Raw genomic sequence first — 19,406 nt, forward strand, 5'->3', positions numbered from 1 at the left:
CCTAATCGAGAGCCTGCTCAGGCCTGCTGCAGGCAGGCAGCCAGATGCTCGGCCAGAGCATCCCAGGCAACGCTTTGTTGTTCACTGTCGTCGCGCAGCGGTTTGCAACCTACCACGCGGCCTGCCAGTTCGTCGTCCCCCAGAATCAGCGCATAGCGTGCACCGCTCTTGTCGGCCTTCTTGAACTGGCTCTTGAAACTGCCACCACCGGCATTGAGCTGCAGGCGCAGGCCCGGTAGCTCGTCGCGCAGACGCTCGACCAGGGTCAGCGCCGCCAGCTCCGCCGCCTCGCCAAAGGCGCAGACATACACATCGGCGCCGCGGTTGAGCTCGTCCGGAAGCAAGTCCAGGGTTTCCAGCAGCAGCACCAGGCGCTCGACGCCCATGGCGAAGCCGACACCCGGCGTGGCCTTGCCACCTAGCTGCGCCACCAGGCCGTCGTAGCGGCCACCGGCGCACACCGTACCCTGCGCGCCGAGCTTGTCGGTGACCCACTCGAACACGGTGCGGTTGTAGTAATCCAGACCGCGCACCAGCTTGTGGTTGATCTGATAGCGAATGCCGGCCGCATCCAGGCGCGCCTTGACGCCCTCGAAGTGCAGACGCGACTCCTCGTCGAGGTAGTCGCCGAGAGTCGGGGCACCGACCAGCACGGCCTGAGTCGCCTCGTTCTTGCTGTCGAGGATGCGCAGCGGGTTGGTGGTCAGGCGGCGCTGGCTGTCTTCGTCGAGCTGATCGAAACGCTCCTGCAGGTAGGCCACCAACGCATCGCGATAGGCGGCACGCGCCTCGCTGGAACCCAGGCTGTTGAGCTGCAGGGTCACGGCATCGGCCAGACCGAGCTGCTTCCACAGGCGCCAGGTGAGCACGATCAATTCGGCATCGACATCTGGCCCCGGCAGATTGAAGGCTTCCACACCCACCTGGTGGAACTGGCGATAACGACCCTTCTGCGGTTTCTCATAGCGAAACATGGGGCCGGCATACCATAGTTTCTGCACCTGACCGCCACCGGCCAGGCCATGCTCGAGTACCGCCCGCACGCAACCGGCGGTGCCTTCAGGGCGCAGGGTCAGGGATTCTTCGTTGCGGTCGAGGAAGGTGTACATCTCCTTGTCGACCACGTCGGTGCCCTCGCCGATGCCCCGAGCGAACAGCTCGGTGTATTCGACGATGGGCAGACGGATTTCCTTGTAGCCATAGCCGTCGAGCAGGCTGACCAGGGTGCTTTCCAGGTAGCGCCAGGCAGGGGTCTGCTCCGGCAGGATGTCGTTCATGCCACGAATGGCTTGTAGGGACTTGCTCACAAAGAATCCTTAGCAGGCCGTTGAAGAACCACCGGCGTTGTCTGGCCGTCGTTGAACAGCCTCGAAATACTCATGTACAGCGCTTGAACGGCGCTTTTCGGCCATTCTTGCAAGCCTATCGGCCAGTCAGCACACGGCGATCAGCCGCGCACGATCACGGCCGCATCGGCGGCGACCTTTTCGGCCGCCTTGTCGCGGATGAGCTTTTCCAGCTCGTCCACCAGGTTTTCGTTGGTCAGCTTCGAGGCCGGTTTGCCGTCGATGTAGACCAGGTTGTTCGGGCTACCACCTGTGAGGCCGATATGCGCCTCCTTGGCTTCACCCGGGCCGTTGACCACACAGCCGATCACGGCGACGTCCAGCGGCACCAGCAGATCCTCGACGCGGGCCTCCAGCTCGTTCATGGTCTTGACCACGTCGAAGTTCTGCCGCGAGCAGCTCGGGCAGGCGATGAAGTTGATGCCACGCGAGCGCAGACGCAGGGACTTGAGGATGTCGAAGCCGACCTTGATCTCTTCCACCGGGTCGGCCGCCAGGGAGATGCGGATGGTATCGCCAATCCCCTCGGCCAGCAGCATGCCCAGGCCGACCGCGGACTTCACGGTACCGGAGCGCAGGCCACCGGCCTCGGTGATGCCCAGGTGCAACGGCTGCTCGATCTGCTTGGCCAGCAGACGGTAGGCCTCCACGGCCATGAACACGTCGGAGGCCTTTACGCTGACCTTGAAGTCGGGAAAGTTCAGGCGGTCGAGGTGCTCGACGTGCCGCAGCGCGGACTCGACCAGAGCCTCGGGAGTCGGCTCGCCGTATTTCTTCTGCAGATCCTTTTCCAGGGAGCCGGCGTTGACGCCGATGCGGATCGGGATGCCCTTGTCGCGCGCCGCCTCGACCACCGCCTTGACGCGATCCTCACGGCCGATGTTGCCGGGGTTGATGCGCAGGCAGTCGACACCCAGATCGGCCACACGCAAGGCGATCTGGTAGTCGAAGTGGATGTCGGCCACCAACGGTACGCGCACCTGCTGCTTGATCAGACCGAAGGCTTCGGCAGCCTCCATGTCCGGCACGGAAACGCGCACGATATCGGCGCCAGCATCCTCCAGGCGACGAATCTGCGCCACGGTGGCGGCGACATCGTTGGTGTCGGTATTGGTCATGCTCTGTACTGCGATCGGTGCATCACCACCTACCGGCACGGAGCCAACCCAGATCTTGCGCGACAGGCGGCGCTTGATCGGCGATTCGCAATGCATGCTTTACAACCCCAGTTTCAGGCGCGCGGTTTCGCCGCTCATGTGCGGCGTCACGTTGACGGTTTCGCCGTTGAAAATCACTTGGGCGCCACGGGCAAAGCCCAGACGTAGCTCCAGCGGTGCCTTGCCGGTCACGTCCAGGCTGTCGCCACCGCGCTTGAGGGCGCTGACCAGGATCTTGCCATCGGCATCGGTCACCTGTGTCCAGCAATCGGCGCTGAACTGAATCTTCAACAGGCCTTGGCCGGGCGCAGCCGCCACGCTCGGGCTCGGCTCGGCCTGCGGCGCAGGCGCAGGTGCAGCGTTCTGCGCAGGTGCCGGAGCCGGAGCGCTGGCAGCGCCTTGGGCGGCAGGCGCGGTAGCCTCGGCTGGAGTGCTTGGCTCAGCGTTGGGCGCACCCGGCTCGGGCTCTGCACCCGCGTCTTCCGGCAGAAGCAACGGCATGGAAGGCTGCTCCATGGCCTCAGCCACGGCCTGATCCTCAGGCTCGGCCAGTGAGTGAATTTGCGTGGAGCCATCGGCGGCCTCCACCTCGACATGCTCGATCCCCGGATCGAGCAGACGCCGAGCGGTGTCACTGCCCTGCTCCTGCCACCAGAAGAAGCCGGTGCCGATCAAGCCCAGCAGCAGCAGGAAGCTGACCAGGCGCAGGATGCTCTGCGAATAGCGCACGGGCTCCTCGATACGCCCCAGGGCATGCACTTCGCTGCCCGTGGCATCGGTGCCGGTGTACTGGTCGAACTCCAGCACCAGACGGTTCTGGTCCAGCTCCAGCAGCTTGGCGTAGGCACGGATATAACCACGGGCGAAGGTGGTGCCCGGCAACTTGTCGAAGTCACCGGTTTCGATCTGCGTCAGACGCTGGGCGGTCAGGTTGAGCTGGGCGGCGACCTCGGCGACGTTCCAGCCCCTGGCCTCCCGCGCCTGACGCAGGGTCTCGCCAGGATTGCTGGCCACTGGCTTGCTGATTTCGGTATGCGCCGTGTTCATCGTTTCCCCGACAGATATTGCTGGTATTCCTGAGACGCCGGATACAGGCGTTTCAACTGCAGGCCCAGACTGGCAGCTCTATCACGATCCTCGAACACCTCGGCCAGGCGTGCACCGAGCAGCAGGCTGCGAGCGTTCTGCGGCGCCAGCTCGCTGTAGGCCTCGTAATAACTGCGGGCCGGTACGTAGGCGCGATCCTCGTAGGACAGTTGCGCCATTTCCAGCAGCGCGCGTGGTTGGCGGCTGCTCAGACGCAAGGAGCGCTGGAAGTATTCCTTGGCCTGCTCGCGCTGGCCAAGTTGCAGGGCGGTCAGCCCAAGGTTCTCGAACACGCGGGAACGCTCGGGGTAGAGGTTGTCCTCGGCCGCCTTGAGATAGGTTTCCTGAGCTTCCTTGTAGCGTCCTTGTTCATAGAGGAAGCCGCCGTAGTTGTTCAGCAGCCGCGCATCGTCGGGGCGTTGCGACAGGGCCTTGCGGTAATGCTCATCGGCCAGCTTGGGCTCCATCTCCACCTGGAAGGCCAGGGCCAGCGCGGCATGTGCGTCGGCATTGGAGGAGTCCAGGTCGAGTGCGTTCTTCAATGGCACCTTGGCACGCTGGGTGTCACCTTGCTGGATATAGGCGATACCCAATTGCACGTAGGCATCCACCGCCTCCTTACGCCCCTTGTCGGTCTTCATGGGATTCACGTCGCCGGTGGTCACGCATCCTGTGAGCAAGGCGGCAATCAGCAACAGCAGACTGGGTCGCAAGGGCATCGGCATCCTCTCTTCAGCTTCGATTGGCGGCAGCAGGTGCAGCATCACCGGCCAACTGGCGCACGGCGATGTAGCGCTCACTGCGGCGGGTACGATCCATGACCTGGCCAACCAACTGGCCACAGGCAGCATCGATGTCATCACCACGAGTGGTGCGCACCGTGACATTGTGCCCGGCCTTGTGCAGCAGATCCTGGAAGCGGCGGATGGCGTTATTGCTCGGCCGCTCGTAACCCGAGAAGGGGAATGGATTAAACGGAATCAGATTGATCTTGCAAGGGATATCGGCCAGAAGTGCGATCATCTGCTCAGCATGCTCGGGCTGATCGTTGACGCCCTTGAGCAGGGTGTATTCGATGGTCAGCACGCGCTTCTCGCCCAGCTTGGAGATGTAGCGCTTGCACGCCGCCAGCAGCATGTCCAGCGGATACTTCTTGTTGATCGGCACCAACTGGTTGCGCAACTCGTCGTTGGGCGCGTGCAGGGACAAGGCCAGGGACACGTCGATCACCTCGGCCAGCTTGTCGATCATCGGCACCACGCCGGAGGTGGACAGGGTCACCTTGCGCTTGGAGATGCCATAGCCAAGGTCGTCCATCATGATCTGCATGGCGGAGACGACGTTGTCGAAGTTCAGCAGCGGTTCGCCCATGCCCATCATCACCACGTTGGTGATGGCACGGTCGATCTTCGCCGGCACGGTACCGAAGGATTTGTTGGCGACCCACACCTGGCCGATGATCTCGGCGCTGGTCAGGTCGCTGTTGAAGCCTTGCTTGCCGGTGGAGCAGAAACTGCAGTCCAGGGCACAACCGGCCTGCGACGACACGCACAGGGTGCCGCGGCCATTCTGCGGGATGTATACGGTTTCCACACAGCTACCCGACGCCACACGCACCACCCACTTGCGCGTGCCATCGGCGGAAATATTCTCGCTGACCACTTCCGGGCCGCGAATCTCGGCAGAGGCCTCGAGCTTTTCGCGCAAGGCCTTGCCGACATTGGTCATGGCGGCGAAATCATCGACGCCAAAGTGGTGAATCCACTTCATCACCTGGCCGGCACGAAAGCGCTTCTCGCCAATGGACTCGAAAAAGCGCTCCATTTCCGGCTGGGTCAGGCCCAGCAGGTTGATCTTGCCGGTGGTATTGGTCATGGCTTCACCCTCGCTTCATTCGCCAATCAGCGGATGCGCGCGCACAGCTCGGTAGCGGAGAAGAAGTAAGCGATCTCGCGGGCAGCCGAAGCTTCGGAGTCGGAACCGTGCACGGCGTTCTCGTCGATGGAAACGGCGAAATCGGCGCGAATGGTGCCGGCAGCGGCTTCTTTCGGGTTGGTGGCACCCATCAGTTCACGATTCTTGGCAACGGCGTTCTCGCCTTCCAGAACCTGCACGATAACCGGGCCGGAGGTCATGAAGGCAACCAGATCCTTGAAGAAGCCACGCTCGCTGTGCTCGGCGTAGAAGCCAGCTGCTTCACGCTCGGACAGTTGCACCATCTTCGATGCCACGACGCGCAGGCCGGCCTTCTCGAAACGGGTGGTGATCTCGCCGATGACGTTCTTGGCAACGGCGTCAGGCTTGATGATGGAGAAAGTACGTTGAACAGCCATGTGAAGCTCCAGAAACTTTAGGGTTAAAGCGAAAAATTAAACCCGCGAATTATACGCGGGTTCCGGTTAAAAGCGTAGGGCATGCGCCATGAGCGCCCCTTGTCAGTCCTGCTCTTCGATCCAGGCGGCCTGTATCGCCTCCAGCACCTTCTCCCCACCGCGCTGCGGATCGTCGGAGAATTGCGGCAAGCTCACGACCCAGCGATGCAGGTCGACGAAGTTCACGTAGCGCGGGTCGACGTCCGGCTTCTGCTCGCTCAGTTCGATGGCGATATCCAGCACATCACTCCATTTCAGACTCATGATGACGCTCCCTGGGGATCAGTGCGGCGCTTCGGCCGCATGGTTGAGCGAATACTTGGGAATCTCGATGGTGAGATCCTCTTCACCGACTATGGCCTGGCAGGCCAGGCGCGAGTGCGCCTCCAGCCCCCAGGCCTTGTCCAGATAGTCCTCTTCCAGCTCGTCGGCTTCGTTCAGCGAATCGAAGCCCTCACGCACGATGCAATGGCAGGTGGTGCAGGCACATACGCCGCCGCATGCGCTTTCCATCTCGATATGGTGTTCATGGGCCAGTTCGAGAATCGAGATACCGGGTTCGGCCTCGACTACCAGGCCATCCGGGCAGAAACGCTCGTGCGGCAGAAAGATCACCTGTGGCATGGGTTATTTATTCCTCAATCTCGTTAAGGCTGCGACCCGCCAGGGCCGCCTTGACGGTGGCGTTCATCCGGCGCGCCGCGAAGGCATCGGTAATCTGACTCAGGCGCTTGGCCTGCTGCTCGATGGCCTGCACGTCGGTGCCGGACACCTGCTCACGCAAAGCCTCCATCTGCGCCTCGATGGCCAGACGCTCCTCGGCCTCGAGCAGGCGCTCACCATCGGCATCCAACGCGGCCTGCACGGCTTCGAGCAGACGCTCGGCATCCACCTGCTGCTCACGCAGGGCGCGGGCGGCCTTGTCGCCACCGGCATGCTGGAAGGAGTCCTGCAGCATGCGGGCAATCTCGCCATCGGTCAGGCCATAGGAAGGCTTGACCTGAATGCTCGCCTCGACGCCGGAGGCCAGCTCACGGGCAGCGACGCTGAGCAGACCATCGGCATCGACCTGGAAGGTCACACGGATCTTCGCGGCCCCCGCCACCATCGGCGGAATGCCACGCAACTCGAAGCGCGCCAAGGAACGGCAGCCGCTGATCAGTTCGCGCTCGCCCTGCAGGACGTGAATCATCATGGCCGTCTGGCCATCCTTGTAGGTGGTGAAGTCCTGGGCACGGGCCACGGGGATGGTGGTGTTGCGCGGAATCACCTTCTCCATCAGCCCACCCATGGTTTCCAGGCCGAGCGACAGCGGGATGACATCGAGCAGCAACAGCTCTTCACCATCACCGCGCTTGTTGCCCGCCAAGGTATCGGCCTGGATCGCGGCGCCGATGGCCACCACCTGATCCGGGTCGATATTGGTCAGTGGCTCGCGCCCGAACAGCTCGCCCACTACCTGACGCACACGCGGTACACGGGTGGAACCGCCCACCATGACCACGGCACTGACTTCTTCCAGCTCGACGGACGAATCCCGCACGGCACGCCGGCAAGCCTTGAGGCTGCGCGCCAGCATCGGCTCGATCAGGCTCTCGAAATGCTCGCGCGACAGGCTGCCACGCCAGTCGCCGTAAACGACCTCAACCTGCGCCTGCTCGGTCAGTGCTTCCTTCGCCGTACAGGCAGCCTGCAGCAGCCTGCGCTGGGCAGCCGGATCAAGGTCATGGGACAGCCCGGCCTCCTCGATGATCCAGTCCGCCACGGCGTGATCGAAATCGTCCCCCCCCAGCGCACTGTCGCCACCCGTGGCGAGCACCTCGAATACCCCGCCACTCAGGCGCAGGATGGAGATGTCGAAGGTGCCGCCGCCCAGGTCATAGATGGCCACCACGCCCTCAGCCTTCTGATCCAGGCCGTAGGCCACGGCGGCAGCCGTCGGCTCGTTGAGCAGGCGCAGCACATTGAGGCCGGCCAGACGCGCGGCATCCTTGGTGGCCTGCCGCTGCGCGTCGTCGAAGTAGGCCGGCACGGTGATCACCGCACCCACCAGCTCACCACCCAGGGCCTGCTCGGCGCGCAGGCGCAGCGTCTTGAGAATTTCGGCGGAAATTTCTACCGGGCTCTTCGCTCCCTGCACCGTTTCGATGAAGGGCATGTGCGATTCGCCGGCACTGAAACGGTAGGGCAACTGCTCGCCCAACTGATGGACATCGGCGAGACCACGCCCCATCAGGCGCTTGACCGAGACCACGGTATTGAAGGGATCCTGCGCGGCGGCGGACTTGGCCGCTTCGCCCACCTCGATGGCGCCGTCGGCGCCGTCGAGGTAGCGCACGGCCGAAGGCAGGATGACCGCCCCTGCGGCATCGGCCAGGGGCTCGGCCAGACCACTGCGTACGGCGGCGACCAGAGAATTGGTGGTACCCAGGTCAATGCCCACCGCCAGCCGACGCTGATGGGGTTGCGGGCTCTGTCCTGGCTCAGCGATCTGCAATAAGGCCATGGTCGTTGTGAAATCATCGGGCAGGCTGCCGAGGCAACCTACAGGTTAATCGTCGAGGCGCTCTTCTAGCTGGCGCACTTCATGAGACAGCTTGTCGAGGAACTGCATGCGGCGCATCAGGCGTTCAGCTTCCTCGCGCTGGGTATCGTCGTCCCAGCAAGCGGCGAAGCGCTCGGCCAGTTGTTCCTGGGCACTCTTGAGTCGACGCTTGAAAGGCGCAACGCCATCGAGATCGGCTTCGTCCTGCAGCTCTTCCAGCTCTTCGCGCCACTGCATCTGCTGCAGGAGGAAGTCCGGATCCTGCACCGTGACCTCAAGCGGCACCTCGCCACCTTGCAGGCTCAGCAGATAGCGGGCGCGCTGCGATGGGCTCTTGAGCACCTGATAGGCCTCGTTGAGGCTGGCCGAGCGCTCCAGCGCCAGACGCTGCTCGCGCTCGTCGGCATCGGCGAAACGATCCGGGTGCACCTGGCGCGCCAACTCGCGGTAGCGAGCGCCTAGCTGATCGAGATCGATACGGAAGGTCGGCTGCAGCTCGAACAGAGCGAAATGACAGGGCTTACCCACATCGACCTCAGACGTTGAAGCTTTCGCCGCAGCCGCATTCGCCACGCACGTTGGGGTTGTTGAACTTGAAACCTTCGTTCAACCCTTCCTTGACGAAATCCAGCTCGGTGCCGTCGAGATAGACCAGGCTCTTGGGATCGATGATCACCTTGACGCCATGGTTCTCGAACACCTGATCCTCGGCCGCCAGCTCATCGACGAACTCGAGCACGTAGGCCAGGCCGGAACAACCCGTGGTGCGAACACCGAGGCGAATGCCTTCACCCTTGCCACGTCCCTCGAGGGAACGCTGCACATGGCGAGCGGCAGCTTCAGTCATGGTGATGGCCATTGCGTACCTCGTGTCAGAGCAAACCTTTCTTCTGCTTGTAGTCGCGCACGGCCGCCTTGATGGCGTCCTCGGCGAGTACCGAGCAGTGGATCTTCACCGGCGGCAGCGCCAGTTCTTCGGCGAGCTGGGTGTTCTTGATGCTCTCTGCCTCGTCCAGGGTCTTGCCCTTCATCCACTCGGTGGCGAGGGAGCTGGAGGCGATAGCCGAACCGCAGCCGTAGGTCTTGAACTTGGCGTCTTCGATCACGCCGCTCTCGCTGACCTTGATCTGCAGGCGCATCACGTCGCCACAGGCCGGCGCGCCGACCATGCCGGTACCGACATCGGGATCCTCGGCATCGAGCTTGCCGACGTTGCGCGGGTTTTCGTAGTGGTCGATGACCTTGTCACTGTATGCCATGTCGTACTTCCTCTCTCATCAGGTGCCGCTCTTCAGGCAGGCCGCCCATCGAGCGATCCGCCTCGGCAGCTTTTCAGTGTGCTGCCCATTCCACGCTGGAAAGGTCGACACCTTCTTTGAACATATCCCACAGGGGCGACAGCTCGCGCAGCTTGTCCACGGCCTCGCGCACCTTGGCGGCGGCGTAGTCGACCTCTTCTTCGCTGGTGAAACGGCCGAAGGTGAAGCGGATCGAACTGTGCGCCAGCTCGTCGTTACGACCCAGGGCACGCAGCACGTAGGACGGTTCCAGCGAAGCCGAGGTGCAGGCCGAACCGGACGATACGGCGAGATCCTTGAGCGCCATGATCAGCGACTCGCCCTCGACGTAGTTGAAGCTCAGATTCAGGTTATGCGGTACACGAGCGGTCAGACTGCCGTTGACATAGAGTTCTTCCATGCCTTCGAGCTGACGGTAGAAACGGTCACGCAGGGCCGTGATGCGCTGGTTTTCCGCGGCCATTTCTTCCTTGGCGATACGGAAGGCCTCGCCCATGCCGACACACTGGTGCGTGGCCAGGGTACCCGAACGCATGCCGCGCTCGTGACCACCGCCGTGGGTCTGCGCTTCCAGACGCACACGCGGCTTGCGGCGCACGTACAGGGCACCGACGCCTTTGGGGCCGTAGGTCTTGTGTGCGGAGAAGGACATCAGATCGACCTTCATCTTTTCCAGATCGATCTCCACCTTGCCGGTGGACTGGGCGGCATCAACGTGCAACAGCACGCCACGGGAGCGAGTCAGCTCGCCGATGGCGGTGATGTCGTTGATGGTGCCGATTTCGTTGTTGACGTGCATGAGCGACACCAGCACGGTGTCCTCGCGCAGCGCTGCTTCGACCATCGCCGGAGTGATCAGGCCGTCTTCGCCCGGCTCCAGATAGGTGACCTCGAAGCCTTCGCGCTCGAGCTGGCGGGTGGTGTCCAGCACCGCCTTGTGCTCGATCTTCGAGGTGATGATGTGCTTGCCCTTGCTGGCATAGAAATGCGCGACACCCTTGATGGCCAGGTTGTCGGACTCGGTGGCACCACTGGTCCAGACGATTTCGCGCGGGTCGGCATTGACCAGCTCGGCGACCTGACGACGGGCGTTTTCCACCGCCTCCTCGGCCTTCCAGCCGAAGACGTGGGAGCGCGAAGCCGGGTTGCCGAAGTTACCGTCGACCAACAGACACTCGCTCATCTTCTGCGCCACGCGCGGGTCGACCGGCGTGGTAGCGGAATAATCGAGATAGATCGGTAATTTCATTGCGTTTCTCCTATCAGGCAACGCCCTGCTCACTCGATGGCGGACGCTTCAATCTTATCCAGATCCAGACGCGGGGCTCTGCCAGTGCAGCGACGCTGATCCTGGCGCAACGCGACTTCCTGCACCTCATGACGCGCAACCAGATCGGCCAGGCTGATGCCACTGAGGAACTCATGAATCTGCTGGCTGAGGTCACACCACAGGTGGTGGGTCAGGCAGGTGTCACCGGAATGGCAATCGCCCTGCCCTTGGCAGCGCGTGGCATCGACCGACTCGTTGACCGCATCGATCACCTGCGCAACCTGAATGCTGCGCATCTCGCGCGATAGCTGGTAACCACCGCCCGGACCACGCACGCTGGAAACCAGACTGCTGCGGCGCAACCTGGCGAACAACTGCTCCAAGTAGGACAGGGAGATACCTTGACGCTCGGAAATATCAGCGAGAGAGACGGGCCCATGCTGCGCGTGCAGCGCCAGGTCGAGCATGGCGGTAACGGCGTAACGGCCTTTGGTGGTCAGTCGCATGGCTCTCTACCACGATTCACTTGAATGGTGGCGAGTATGCGCTTTTCCGAGTATTTAAGTCAACTATAAGACCTATCAATTTACTCGGATTTGACCGGCAGAAGAGGCGGCATGATAGCAGAGGCCGCCCCGACACGCATCAGGCTGCCGGCTTGTCATCCGCCCGCTGCTGATCCTTGCAGACCCCGGCGAAATCCTCGTCGCGCAACACCGGCAGATCCTTGGCGCAGTAGTCGCTACCCAGCGCGGTCAAGGCCTTGCACATGCCCTCCAGACGGCCATCGACGGCATGCAGGTGATCGAGCAACTGGCCAATGGCACGCGCCACAGGGTCGGGCATGTCCTGACCGACGCCATAGGCATCGAAGCCGATCTTCTCGGCCATGGCCTGACGCTTGGCTTCCTGCTCGTCATCGGACTTGACGATGATCTTGCCGGGAATGCCGACCGCCGTGGCGCCAGCCGGCACCGCCTTGGTCACCACGGCGTTGGAACCGATCTTGGCCCCGGCACCGACGGTGAACGGGCCGAGCACCTTGGCCCCGGCACCGACCACCACGCCATCTTCCAGCGTGGGATGGCGCTTGCCCTTGTTCCAACTGGTGCCGCCCAAGGTCACGCCCTGATAGAGCGTCACGTCGTTGCCGATCTCGGCGGTCTCGCCGATGACGATACCCATGCCGTGGTCGATGAAGAAACGCCGCCCTATCCTGGCGCCCGGATGGATCTCGATGCCGGTCATCCAGCGACCGAAGTTGGACACCACGCGCGCCAGCCACTTCCAGCCCGACGTCCACAGGGCGTGAGCAATGCGATGCAGCCATACGGCGTGCAAGCCGGGATAGCAGGTGACCACCTCGAAGGCATTACGTGCCGCCGGATCCCGATGGAATACGCTCTGAATGTCTTCCCGCATGCGCTCAAACATCTATCTTTCCCCGCTTGTGATGCTCCCCGCGCGCCGCCTTCTCGGTTTCGGTCAGGATGCCGCGCAGAATGTTCATTTCCAGCTTGCTCACATCACTGCGCCCGTACAGGCGACGCAGACGGCTCATCAGGTGCCGCGGTTTCTCCGGATCGAGAAAACCGATGGTCACCAGCGTACGCTCCAGGTGCCCATAGAAGGACTCCAGCTCATCGGCCGTGGCCAACTGGGTATTGAGCATGGCCGTGGTTTCCAGCTTGGCCACCTTGGTCGGCAACTGCTCGGCCGCCAGCCAGGCCATGCGCACTTCGTAGCTCAATACCTGCACCGCAGCCGCCAGATTGAGCGAACTGAATTCAGGATTCGATGGAATGTGCACGTGATACTGACATCGCTGCAGCTCTTCATTGGTCAGGCCGGCATATTCACGACCGAACACCAATGCCACTTCGCCACCGCCAGCGGCCTGCTCGCAACTGGTCACACCGCACTCGCGCGGATCAAGCATAGGCCAGGGGATACGCCGATCCCGAGCACTGGTACCGATCACCAGGGTGCAGCCCACCAGGGCCTCTTCCAGGGTGCCGACCACCTGCGCGGCATCGAGGATATCGGTGGCACCCGAGGCACGCGCCACGGCGTCGCTACTAGGAAAATCTTCCGGCGCCACCAGCACCAGCCGCGAAAGGCCCATGTTCTTCATTGCCCGCGCCGCACCGCCGATGTTACCCGGATGACTGGTACCGACCAGCACAACACGAATTCTTTCCAGCAAGGCCAAACCATCCACGCAAGCAAAAGGGCCACCGATCTTACCGAAGCCACACAGTCATTACCATGCAGCGGCACCTCATGCAGGCCAGCGACATGATGACCGGACTGCAGCCGACGCTTCATCGGCCACGCTTTTCTGCTAACATGGCCGGCTTTCTTTAACGCCCCAGGTGAACCTCCCATGCAGCCCATGCTGAATATCGCACTGCGCGCCGCCCGCAGCGCCGGTGAAATGATCTTTCGCTCCATCGAGCGCCTGGATGTCATCTCGGTCGACGAGAAGGATGCCAAGGACTACGTCACCGAAGTCGACAAGGCCGCCGAACTGATGATCGTCCAGGCCATTCGCAAGGCCTACCCGACCCACGGTTTCCTGGGCGAGGAAGGCGGCGTGCTGGAAGGCAGCGGCGAAGGCGCCGATTATCAGTGGATCATCGACCCGCTGGATGGCACCACCAACTTCGTCCGCGGCGTACCGCACTTCGCCATCAGCATCGCCTGCAAATACCGTGGGCGCCTCGAGCACGCCATCGTCCTCGACCCGGTGCGCCAGGAAGAATTCACCGCCAGCCGCGGCCGTGGCGCCGCCCTCAATGGCCGCCGCCTGCGTGTGAGCAGCCGCAAGAGCCTCGATGGCGCCCTGTTGGGTACCGGCTTTCCGTTCCGTGACGGCCAGCTCGACCACCTGGAAAACTACCTGGGCATGTTCCGCAGCCTGACCGGCCAGACCGCTGGCATCCGCCGTGCCGGCGCCGCCAGCCTGGATTTGGCCTACGTCGCTGCCGGCCGCTTCGATGCCTTCTGGGAGTTCGGCCTGTCGGAGTGGGACATGGCCGCAGGCGCCCTGCTGATCCAGGAAGCCGGCGGCCTGGTGAGCGACTTCACCGGCGGCCACGAATTCCTCGAAAAGGGCCAGATCGTCGCCGGCAATACCAAGTGCTTCAAGGCCGTGCTGACCGCGATCCAACCGCACCTGGCGCCCTCGATGAAGCGCTGACGCTGCCCGAACCCGATACAACGCCAATAAAAAACGCCCCGAAGGGCGTTTTTTATTGCAGTGAACTCATTGCGCCTGCTGCACCAGCACCAGTTCACCTTGTTTGTTGACCGGAATCTGGCTGCCGGGGTCGCGATCCATGCGCACATTGCCGACCTTCTCACCCAGTTGATACTTCACGTCATAGCCGACCACTTTCTCGCTGGTGTCGGTAACCGTGTTGCAGCGGGTTTCCGTGGTGGTATAGGTGTCACGGGCCTGCATGCCTTCCTGAACCTTGTTGCCGGCATAACCACCACCGATGGCACCGGCCACGGTAGCGATCTTCTTGCCGTTACCACCACCGATCTGATTGCCCAGCAGGCCACCGGCAATGGCGCCGATCGCCGTACCGGCGATCTGGTGCTGATCCTGCACCGGACGCTGGCGCGTCACGGTGACGTCCTTGCACACCTCGCGCGGGGTCTTGATGGTTTCCTTGACTGGCGTGACCGCCAGCACCTCCGCATAGGACGGGCCACGATCCACCAGGCTGTAAGTGGCAACCGCCCCACCCGCCGTCACACCCACAGCGCCCAGTACGGCACCTACCAACATCGACTTGTTCATGGTTATTGTCTCCTCGCACGGCGCGGCGCGCCCTTCTCCCTGCCTAGGACAGCCGAAGGCCGCGACAAGTTCGACTTGCCGCGGCCTTCGTCAGGTTTCATGAACTGCATCACATCACCTGAGCCCCTCTTTCGAGCGCCAGGTGATACAGGTCTCAGGGCCGTCCGTCGTCAGCCTCGACCTCGACCGCAGGCGGGATCAGATCTTCCACGGTCAGCTTCAGCCACACCAGCACCACAGCCCCGATGTACACCGAGGAGTAGGTGCCGACCACCACACCGATCAGCAGCGTCAGAGCAAAGCCTGCCAGCGCGTCGCCACCGAAGAACAGCAGCGCCAGCAGGGCCAGGGCTGTGGACAGCGACGTGGCGATGGTACGCAGCAGGGTCTGAGTGACCGAGATATCGATGTTCTCGATCAGCGACGCCTTGCGCAGCATGCGGAAGTTCTCGCGGATACGGTCGTAGATGATGATGGTGTCGTTGAGCGAGTAACCGATCATCGCCAGCACCGCGGCCAGCACCGTCAGGTCGAAGGGCACCCGGAAGAAGGCCAGCACACCCAGAGTGATGATGACGTCATGCACCAGCGAGGCGATGGCGCCCATGCCGAACTTCCACTGGAAGCGGAAGGCCAGGTACAACAGCACACCACCCAGCGCCAGAAGCATGGCGATACCACCCTTGTCGCGCAGCTCTTCGCCGACCTGCGGGCCGACGAACTCGACCCGCTTGACCTCGAACTTGGCACTGCCAGCCGTGCGCAACGCCTCGGCGACGCGCTTGCCAAGATCGACCTCGTCACCAGCCAGGCGCACCAGCACGTCGGTGCTGGCACCGAAGTTCTGCACGATGGCATCGGCATAACCGGCCTGGCCCAGCTCGGCCTTGATGTTATCCAGGTTGGCCGCCTGCTCGTACTGCAGTTCGATCAGCGTACCGCCGGTGAAATCCAGGCCGAAGTTGAGGCCCTTGGCGAACAGCGCGCCCAGGCCGATCAGCGTCAGCACGACCGTAATGGAAAAGGCGATGTTGCGCACCGCCATGAAACGAATGGTTGACTTGATCATGGCTGGCCCCTCAGATCCACAGCTTCTTGAAGTTACGACCACCGAAGATCAGGTTGACCATGGCGCGGGTGAACATGATGGCAGTGAACATCGAGGTGATGATGCCGAGCGACATGGTCACGGCGAAGCCCTTGACCGGGCCGGTACCCATGGCGAACAGGATGCCGCCGACCAGCAGCGTGGTCAGGTTACTGTCGAGAATCGCCGAGAAGGCACGGTCGAAACCCTCGTGCAGCGCACGCTGCACTGGCAGGCCATTGGCCAGCTCCTCGCGTATGCGCGAGAAGATCAGCACGTTGGCATCCACCGCCATACCCAGGGTCAGCACGATACCGGCGATACCCGGCAAGGTCAGGGTGGCGCCGATGGCCGACATCAGACCAACCAGCAACACCAGGTTGAAGGCCAGCGCCACAGCCGCCAGCATACCGAAGAAGCGATAGATGGCGATGATGAACAGGGTAACGAAGATCATCGCCCATTCGGTGGACTCGATGCCCTTGGCGATGTTCTCGGCGCCCAGGCTCGGGCCGATGGTGCGCTCTTCGGCGAAGTACATCGGCGCGGCCAGGCCACCGGCACGCAGCAGCAGAGCCAGTTCCGAGGACTCACCCTGGCCGTTCAGGCCGGTGATGCGGAACTGACTGCCCAGCGGCGACTGGATGGTTGCCAGGCTGATGACCTTCTTCTCCTCGACGAACGATGGCACCGCCACTTCCTGCTCGACGCCGTCGACGGTCTGCCGCACGTAGCGGGTCACCGGCTTCTGCTCGATGAACACCACGGCCATGCTGCGCCCGACATTGTTGCGCGTGGCGCGGCTCATCAGGTCGCCACCATGCCCGTCCAGACGAATGTTCACCTGCGGGCGGCCGTTCTCGTCGAAGCTGGCCTGAGCATCGGTGACCTGATCCCCCGTGATGATCAGCTCACGCTCGAGCTGCACCGGCGGGCGTCCCGCCTCACGGAACTCGAAGGTTTCGGTCGAAGCCTTGGAGGCATCCAGGGGGGCTTGCAGGCGGAACTCCAGGTTCGCGGTCTTGCCCAGGATACGCTTGGCCTCGGCGGTGTCCTGCACCCCCGGCAACTCGACCACGATGCGGTTGGCGCCCTGACGCTGCACCAGCGGCTCGGCCACGCCCAGTTCGTTGACCCGGTTGCGTACCGTGGTCAGGTTCTGCTTGATCGAGTATTCACGAATCTCGGCGATCTTCGCCTGGGTCAGAGCCAGTTGCAGCACCTGCTGGCCACCGCGCTCGACGGTGCTCAGCTCGAAGTCCTTGTAGTCCTTGCGGATCAGGCGCTCGGCCTTGTCCAGCGTCTCGCTATCGGCAAAGCCGAGCTGAATGCGGCCATTGCTTTCCGGCATGCTGCGGTAGCGCACGCGCTCCTTGCGCAGCAGGCTCTTGATCTCGCCTTCGTAGACCTTGCGGCGTACGTCCAGCGCCTTGTCCATGTCGACTTCCAGCAGGAAGTGCACGCCACCGGACAGATCCAGCCCCAGTTTCATCGGGCTGGCGCCCAGGCTGCGCAACCAGTCGGGCGTGGTCTGCGCCAGGTTCAGCGCCACCACGTAGTCATCGCCGAGCACACGACGAACCACGTCCTTGGCCGGCAACTGGTCATCCAGCTTGGTCAGGCGGATCAGGCCGGCATGGCCGCTCTGGGCCAGGCTACTGGCCTTGACCACGATGCCGGCTTCCTGCAGCGCCTTGCTGGCACGATCGAGATCCGCCTGCTCGACGCTCAGCGCCGTGCTGGCACCACTGATCTGCACGGCAGGATCGTCCGGATAGAGGTTGGGAATGGAGTACACCAGGCCCACCGCCAGTACGGCGAGGATCAGCAGGTACTTCCACAGAGGATATCTATTGAGCATGAACGGGCTACCCGTCTAAGACACGGGGCGCAGAAAGCGCCCCGTGGAATGGAAAGAACCAATAACCGAATCAGATGGCTTTCAGCGTGCCCTTGGGCAAGGTCGCGGCGATGGCCTGCTTCTGGAACTTCAGCTCGACGTTGTCGGACACCTCGATCACCACGAAGTCGTCGGCCACCTTGGTCACCTTGCCGGCGATACCACCGCTGGTGACCACTTCGTCACCCTTCTGCAGGCTGCCGAGCAGGTTCTTGTGCTCCTTGGCACGCTTGGCCTGCGGGCGCCAGATCATCAGGTAGAAGATGACCAGGAAACCGATCAGGAACACCCACTCGAAACCAGTGCCGGCAGGGCCTGCAGCCGCAGCGGTGTCAGCGTAGGCGGCGGGAATGAAAAAGCTCATGTAACACTCCTAAATGGGAAAGGACTTCTTGAAAACGTGAGAGGGTCAGTCCAATGGCGGCACAGGGAGGCCGCGCTTGGCATAGAAGGCTTCGACAAAGGCGGCCAATGTACCCTGTCCGATAGCCTCGCGCAAACCAGCCATGACCCGCTGATAATGCCGCAAGTTGTGGATGGTATTGAGCATGCTACCGAGCATTTCGCCGCATTTGTCCAGATGATGCAGATAGGCGCGCGAGAAGTTCGTGCAGGTGTAGCAGTCACAGGTTGGATCCAGCGGCGAGTCGTCGTGCTTGTGCACCGCGTTGCGGATCTTCACCACCCCGGTATCGACGAACAGGTGGCCATTGCGCGCATTGCGCGTCGGCATCACGCAGTCGAACATGTCCACGCCACGGCGCACCCCCTCGACCAGATCCTCCGGCTTGCCCACCCCCATCAGGTAGCGCGGCTTGTCCGCCGGCATCTGCGGCGGCAGGAAATCCAGCACGCGGATCATCTCCTCCTTGGGCTCGCCCACCGACAGACCGCCGATGGCCAGGCCATCGAAACCGATTTCGCAGAGCCCTTCGAGCGAGCGCATGCGCAGTTCTTCATGCATGCCGCCCTGAACAATACCGAACAACGCCGCCGTACTCTCGCCATGGGCGACCTTGGAGCGCTTGGCCCAACGCAGCGACAGCTCCATGGAGCGCTTGGCCACGTCGAACTCGGCCGGGTAGGGTGTGCACTCGTCGAAGATCATGACGATGTCCGAACCCAGGTCACGCTGCACCTGCATCGACTCCTCCGGCCCCATGAACACCTTGGCGCCATCGACCGGCGAGGCAAAGTACACGCCCTCCTCCTTGATCTTGCGCATCGCCCCCAGGCTGAACACCTGGAAGCCGCCGGAGTCGGTGAGGATCGGCCCCTGCCACTGCATGAAGTCGTGCAGGTCGCCATGCTTCTTGATCACCTCCATGCCCGGGCGCAGCCACAGATGGAAGGTGTTACCGAGGATGATCTGCGCGCCGATGCCCTCGACATCGCGCGGCAACATGCCCTTGACCGTGCCATAGGTACCCACCGGCATGAAGGCCGGGGTCTCGACCACGCCACGCGGGAAGGTCAGGCGGCCACGGCGGGCCTTGCCGTCGGTGGCCAGCAACTCGAAGGACATGCGACAGGT

General features: G+C 62.8%; 22 protein-coding genes. 1 reads left to right on the plus strand and 21 read right to left on the minus strand.

Annotation, left to right across the window (positions count from 1 at the left end; translation table 11 throughout):
• Positions 1-17 precede the first annotated feature (17 nt).
• The 16 genes from hisS to trmJ all read right to left on the minus strand — a co-directional run bounded on the left by hisS (position 18) and on the right by trmJ (position 13,280).
• Positions 18-1,307 carry a histidine--tRNA ligase gene (gene hisS / locus PVE35_RS19570; protein WP_268178757.1) on the minus strand — a complete coding sequence of 430 codons (1,290 nt, stop codon included), beginning with the start codon at positions 1,305-1,307 and terminating at the stop codon, positions 18-20.
• A 140-nt stretch (positions 1,308-1,447) separates the two neighbouring features.
• Positions 1,448-2,560 (minus strand): flavodoxin-dependent (E)-4-hydroxy-3-methylbut-2-enyl-diphosphate synthase, encoded by a 1,113-nt coding sequence (ispG, locus tag PVE35_RS19575; RefSeq protein WP_277372726.1) that lies wholly within the window; start codon positions 2,558-2,560, stop codon positions 1,448-1,450.
• Between the two features lie 3 nt (positions 2,561-2,563).
• Positions 2,564-3,550, minus strand: a complete 987-nt coding sequence (locus PVE35_RS19580; protein WP_277372727.1) for a RodZ family helix-turn-helix domain-containing protein — start codon at positions 3,548-3,550, stop codon at positions 2,564-2,566.
• Positions 3,547-4,308 carry a type IV pilus biogenesis/stability protein PilW gene (gene pilW, locus PVE35_RS19585; protein WP_268178760.1) on the minus strand — a complete coding sequence of 254 codons (762 nt, stop codon included), beginning with the start codon at positions 4,306-4,308 and terminating at the stop codon, positions 3,547-3,549. The genes PVE35_RS19580 and pilW overlap by 4 nt, the downstream gene beginning before the upstream one ends.
• Before the next feature lie 13 nt (positions 4,309-4,321).
• Complete coding sequence (rlmN, locus tag PVE35_RS19590; RefSeq protein WP_268178761.1) at positions 4,322-5,464, minus strand: 23S rRNA (adenine(2503)-C(2))-methyltransferase RlmN; 1,143 nt, start codon at positions 5,462-5,464, stop codon at positions 4,322-4,324.
• A 26-nt stretch (positions 5,465-5,490) separates the two neighbouring features.
• Positions 5,491-5,922 carry a nucleoside-diphosphate kinase gene (gene ndk / locus PVE35_RS19595; RefSeq protein WP_017675177.1) on the minus strand — a complete coding sequence of 144 codons (432 nt, stop codon included), beginning with the start codon at positions 5,920-5,922 and terminating at the stop codon, positions 5,491-5,493.
• 102 nt (positions 5,923-6,024) lie between these two features.
• Positions 6,025-6,225: a Fe-S cluster assembly protein IscX gene (gene iscX, locus PVE35_RS19600; RefSeq protein ID WP_268178763.1), complete on the minus strand. Its 201-nt coding sequence runs from the start codon at positions 6,223-6,225 to the stop codon at positions 6,025-6,027.
• Between the two features lie 18 nt (positions 6,226-6,243).
• Positions 6,244-6,585: an ISC system 2Fe-2S type ferredoxin gene (gene fdx / locus PVE35_RS19605; RefSeq protein ID WP_013716857.1), complete on the minus strand. Its 342-nt coding sequence runs from the start codon at positions 6,583-6,585 to the stop codon at positions 6,244-6,246.
• A 7-nt stretch (positions 6,586-6,592) separates the two neighbouring features.
• Positions 6,593-8,467, minus strand: a complete 1,875-nt coding sequence (gene hscA / locus PVE35_RS19610; RefSeq protein ID WP_268178764.1) for a Fe-S protein assembly chaperone HscA — start codon at positions 8,465-8,467, stop codon at positions 6,593-6,595.
• 45 nt (positions 8,468-8,512) lie between these two features.
• Entirely contained in the window at positions 8,513-9,034 is a 522-nt protein-coding gene (gene hscB / locus PVE35_RS19615; protein WP_268178765.1) for a co-chaperone HscB, read from the minus strand.
• A gap of 7 nt (positions 9,035-9,041) precedes the next feature.
• Positions 9,042-9,365, minus strand: coding sequence for an iron-sulfur cluster assembly protein IscA (iscA, locus tag PVE35_RS19620; protein ID WP_268178766.1), 324 nt, complete (start codon positions 9,363-9,365; stop codon positions 9,042-9,044).
• Positions 9,366-9,378: 13 nt separating this feature from the next.
• Positions 9,379-9,765 carry a Fe-S cluster assembly scaffold IscU gene (gene iscU, locus PVE35_RS19625; RefSeq protein ID WP_268178767.1) on the minus strand — a complete coding sequence of 129 codons (387 nt, stop codon included), beginning with the start codon at positions 9,763-9,765 and terminating at the stop codon, positions 9,379-9,381.
• Positions 9,766-9,838: 73 nt separating this feature from the next.
• Positions 9,839-11,053, minus strand: a complete 1,215-nt coding sequence (locus PVE35_RS19630; RefSeq protein WP_268178768.1) for an IscS subfamily cysteine desulfurase — start codon at positions 11,051-11,053, stop codon at positions 9,839-9,841.
• 29 nt (positions 11,054-11,082) lie between these two features.
• A complete protein-coding gene (iscR, locus tag PVE35_RS19635; RefSeq protein WP_268178769.1) occupies positions 11,083-11,580 on the minus strand; it encodes a Fe-S cluster assembly transcriptional regulator IscR in 498 nt (165 codons plus the stop codon).
• A gap of 139 nt (positions 11,581-11,719) precedes the next feature.
• A complete protein-coding gene (gene cysE / locus PVE35_RS19640) occupies positions 11,720-12,508 on the minus strand; it encodes a serine O-acetyltransferase (RefSeq protein WP_268178770.1) in 789 nt (262 codons plus the stop codon).
• The gene (trmJ, locus tag PVE35_RS19645) at positions 12,501-13,280 is read right to left on the minus strand and encodes a tRNA (cytosine(32)/uridine(32)-2'-O)-methyltransferase TrmJ (protein WP_268178771.1); all 780 of its coding nucleotides are present in this window, start codon (positions 13,278-13,280) and stop codon (positions 12,501-12,503) included. Before trmJ ends, cysE begins: the two co-directional genes overlap by 8 nt.
• Positions 13,281-13,460: 180 nt before the next feature.
• On the opposite strand from trmJ, the gene suhB reads away from it, so the two are divergent.
• Positions 13,461-14,276, plus strand: a complete 816-nt coding sequence (suhB, locus tag PVE35_RS19650; RefSeq protein ID WP_268178772.1) for an inositol-phosphate phosphatase — start codon at positions 13,461-13,463, stop codon at positions 14,274-14,276.
• Between the two features lie 66 nt (positions 14,277-14,342).
• On the opposite strand, the gene PVE35_RS19655 is transcribed toward suhB, so the two are convergent.
• The 5 genes from PVE35_RS19655 to tgt form a co-directional block, all read right to left on the minus strand.
• The gene (locus PVE35_RS19655) at positions 14,343-14,885 is read right to left on the minus strand and encodes a glycine zipper 2TM domain-containing protein (RefSeq protein ID WP_268178773.1); all 543 of its coding nucleotides are present in this window, start codon (positions 14,883-14,885) and stop codon (positions 14,343-14,345) included.
• 154 nt (positions 14,886-15,039) lie between these two features.
• On the minus strand, positions 15,040-15,951 hold the full coding sequence (gene secF, locus PVE35_RS19660) for a protein translocase subunit SecF (protein ID WP_268184371.1): 912 nt from the start codon (positions 15,949-15,951) through the stop codon (positions 15,040-15,042).
• A 13-nt stretch (positions 15,952-15,964) separates the two neighbouring features.
• Positions 15,965-17,833: a protein translocase subunit SecD gene (gene secD / locus PVE35_RS19665; RefSeq protein ID WP_277372728.1), complete on the minus strand. Its 1,869-nt coding sequence runs from the start codon at positions 17,831-17,833 to the stop codon at positions 15,965-15,967.
• 70 nt (positions 17,834-17,903) lie between these two features.
• A complete protein-coding gene (yajC, locus tag PVE35_RS19670) occupies positions 17,904-18,236 on the minus strand; it encodes a preprotein translocase subunit YajC (protein WP_268178775.1) in 333 nt (110 codons plus the stop codon).
• Positions 18,237-18,281: 45 nt separating this feature from the next.
• Complete coding sequence (tgt, locus tag PVE35_RS19675; RefSeq protein WP_268184373.1) at positions 18,282-19,397, minus strand: tRNA guanosine(34) transglycosylase Tgt; 1,116 nt, start codon at positions 19,395-19,397, stop codon at positions 18,282-18,284.
• Between the last annotated feature and the right edge of the window lie 9 nt (positions 19,398-19,406).

The organism is Pseudomonas sp. AA-38 (assembly GCF_029457475.1).
Classification (GTDB): Bacteria; Pseudomonadota; Gammaproteobacteria; order Pseudomonadales; family Pseudomonadaceae; genus Aquipseudomonas.

Coding starts and splice junctions, on each gene's coding strand:
- ispG (WP_277372726.1), bottom strand. CDS start 2,560: ATGCATTGCGAATCGCCGATCAAGCGCCGCCTGTCGCGCAAGATCTGG.
- PVE35_RS19580 (WP_277372727.1), bottom strand. CDS start 3,550: ATGAACACGGCGCATACCGAAATCAGCAAGCCAGTGGCCAGCAATCCT.
- pilW (WP_268178760.1), bottom strand. CDS start 4,308: ATGCCCTTGCGACCCAGTCTGCTGTTGCTGATTGCCGCCTTGCTCACA.
- rlmN (WP_268178761.1), bottom strand. CDS start 5,464: ATGACCAATACCACCGGCAAGATCAACCTGCTGGGCCTGACCCAGCCG.
- ndk (WP_017675177.1), bottom strand. CDS start 5,922: ATGGCTGTTCAACGTACTTTCTCCATCATCAAGCCTGACGCCGTTGCC.
- iscX (WP_268178763.1), bottom strand. CDS start 6,225: ATGAGTCTGAAATGGAGTGATGTGCTGGATATCGCCATCGAACTGAGC.
- fdx (WP_013716857.1), bottom strand. CDS start 6,585: ATGCCACAGGTGATCTTTCTGCCGCACGAGCGTTTCTGCCCGGATGGC.
- hscA (WP_268178764.1), bottom strand. CDS start 8,467: ATGGCCTTATTGCAGATCGCTGAGCCAGGACAGAGCCCGCAACCCCAT.
- iscA (WP_268178766.1), bottom strand. CDS start 9,365: ATGGCCATCACCATGACTGAAGCTGCCGCTCGCCATGTGCAGCGTTCC.
- iscU (WP_268178767.1), bottom strand. CDS start 9,765: ATGGCATACAGTGACAAGGTCATCGACCACTACGAAAACCCGCGCAAC.
- PVE35_RS19630 (WP_268178768.1), bottom strand. CDS start 11,053: ATGAAATTACCGATCTATCTCGATTATTCCGCTACCACGCCGGTCGAC.
- iscR (WP_268178769.1), bottom strand. CDS start 11,580: ATGCGACTGACCACCAAAGGCCGTTACGCCGTTACCGCCATGCTCGAC.
- cysE (WP_268178770.1), bottom strand. CDS start 12,508: ATGTTTGAGCGCATGCGGGAAGACATTCAGAGCGTATTCCATCGGGAT.
- suhB (WP_268178772.1), top strand. CDS start 13,461: ATGCAGCCCATGCTGAATATCGCACTGCGCGCCGCCCGCAGCGCCGGT.
- PVE35_RS19655 (WP_268178773.1), bottom strand. CDS start 14,885: ATGAACAAGTCGATGTTGGTAGGTGCCGTACTGGGCGCTGTGGGTGTG.
- secD (WP_277372728.1), bottom strand. CDS start 17,833: ATGCTCAATAGATATCCTCTGTGGAAGTACCTGCTGATCCTCGCCGTA.
- yajC (WP_268178775.1), bottom strand. CDS start 18,236: ATGAGCTTTTTCATTCCCGCCGCCTACGCTGACACCGCTGCGGCTGCA.
- tgt (WP_268184373.1), bottom strand. CDS start 19,397: ATGTCCTTCGAGTTGCTGGCCACCGACGGCAAGGCCCGCCGTGGCCGC.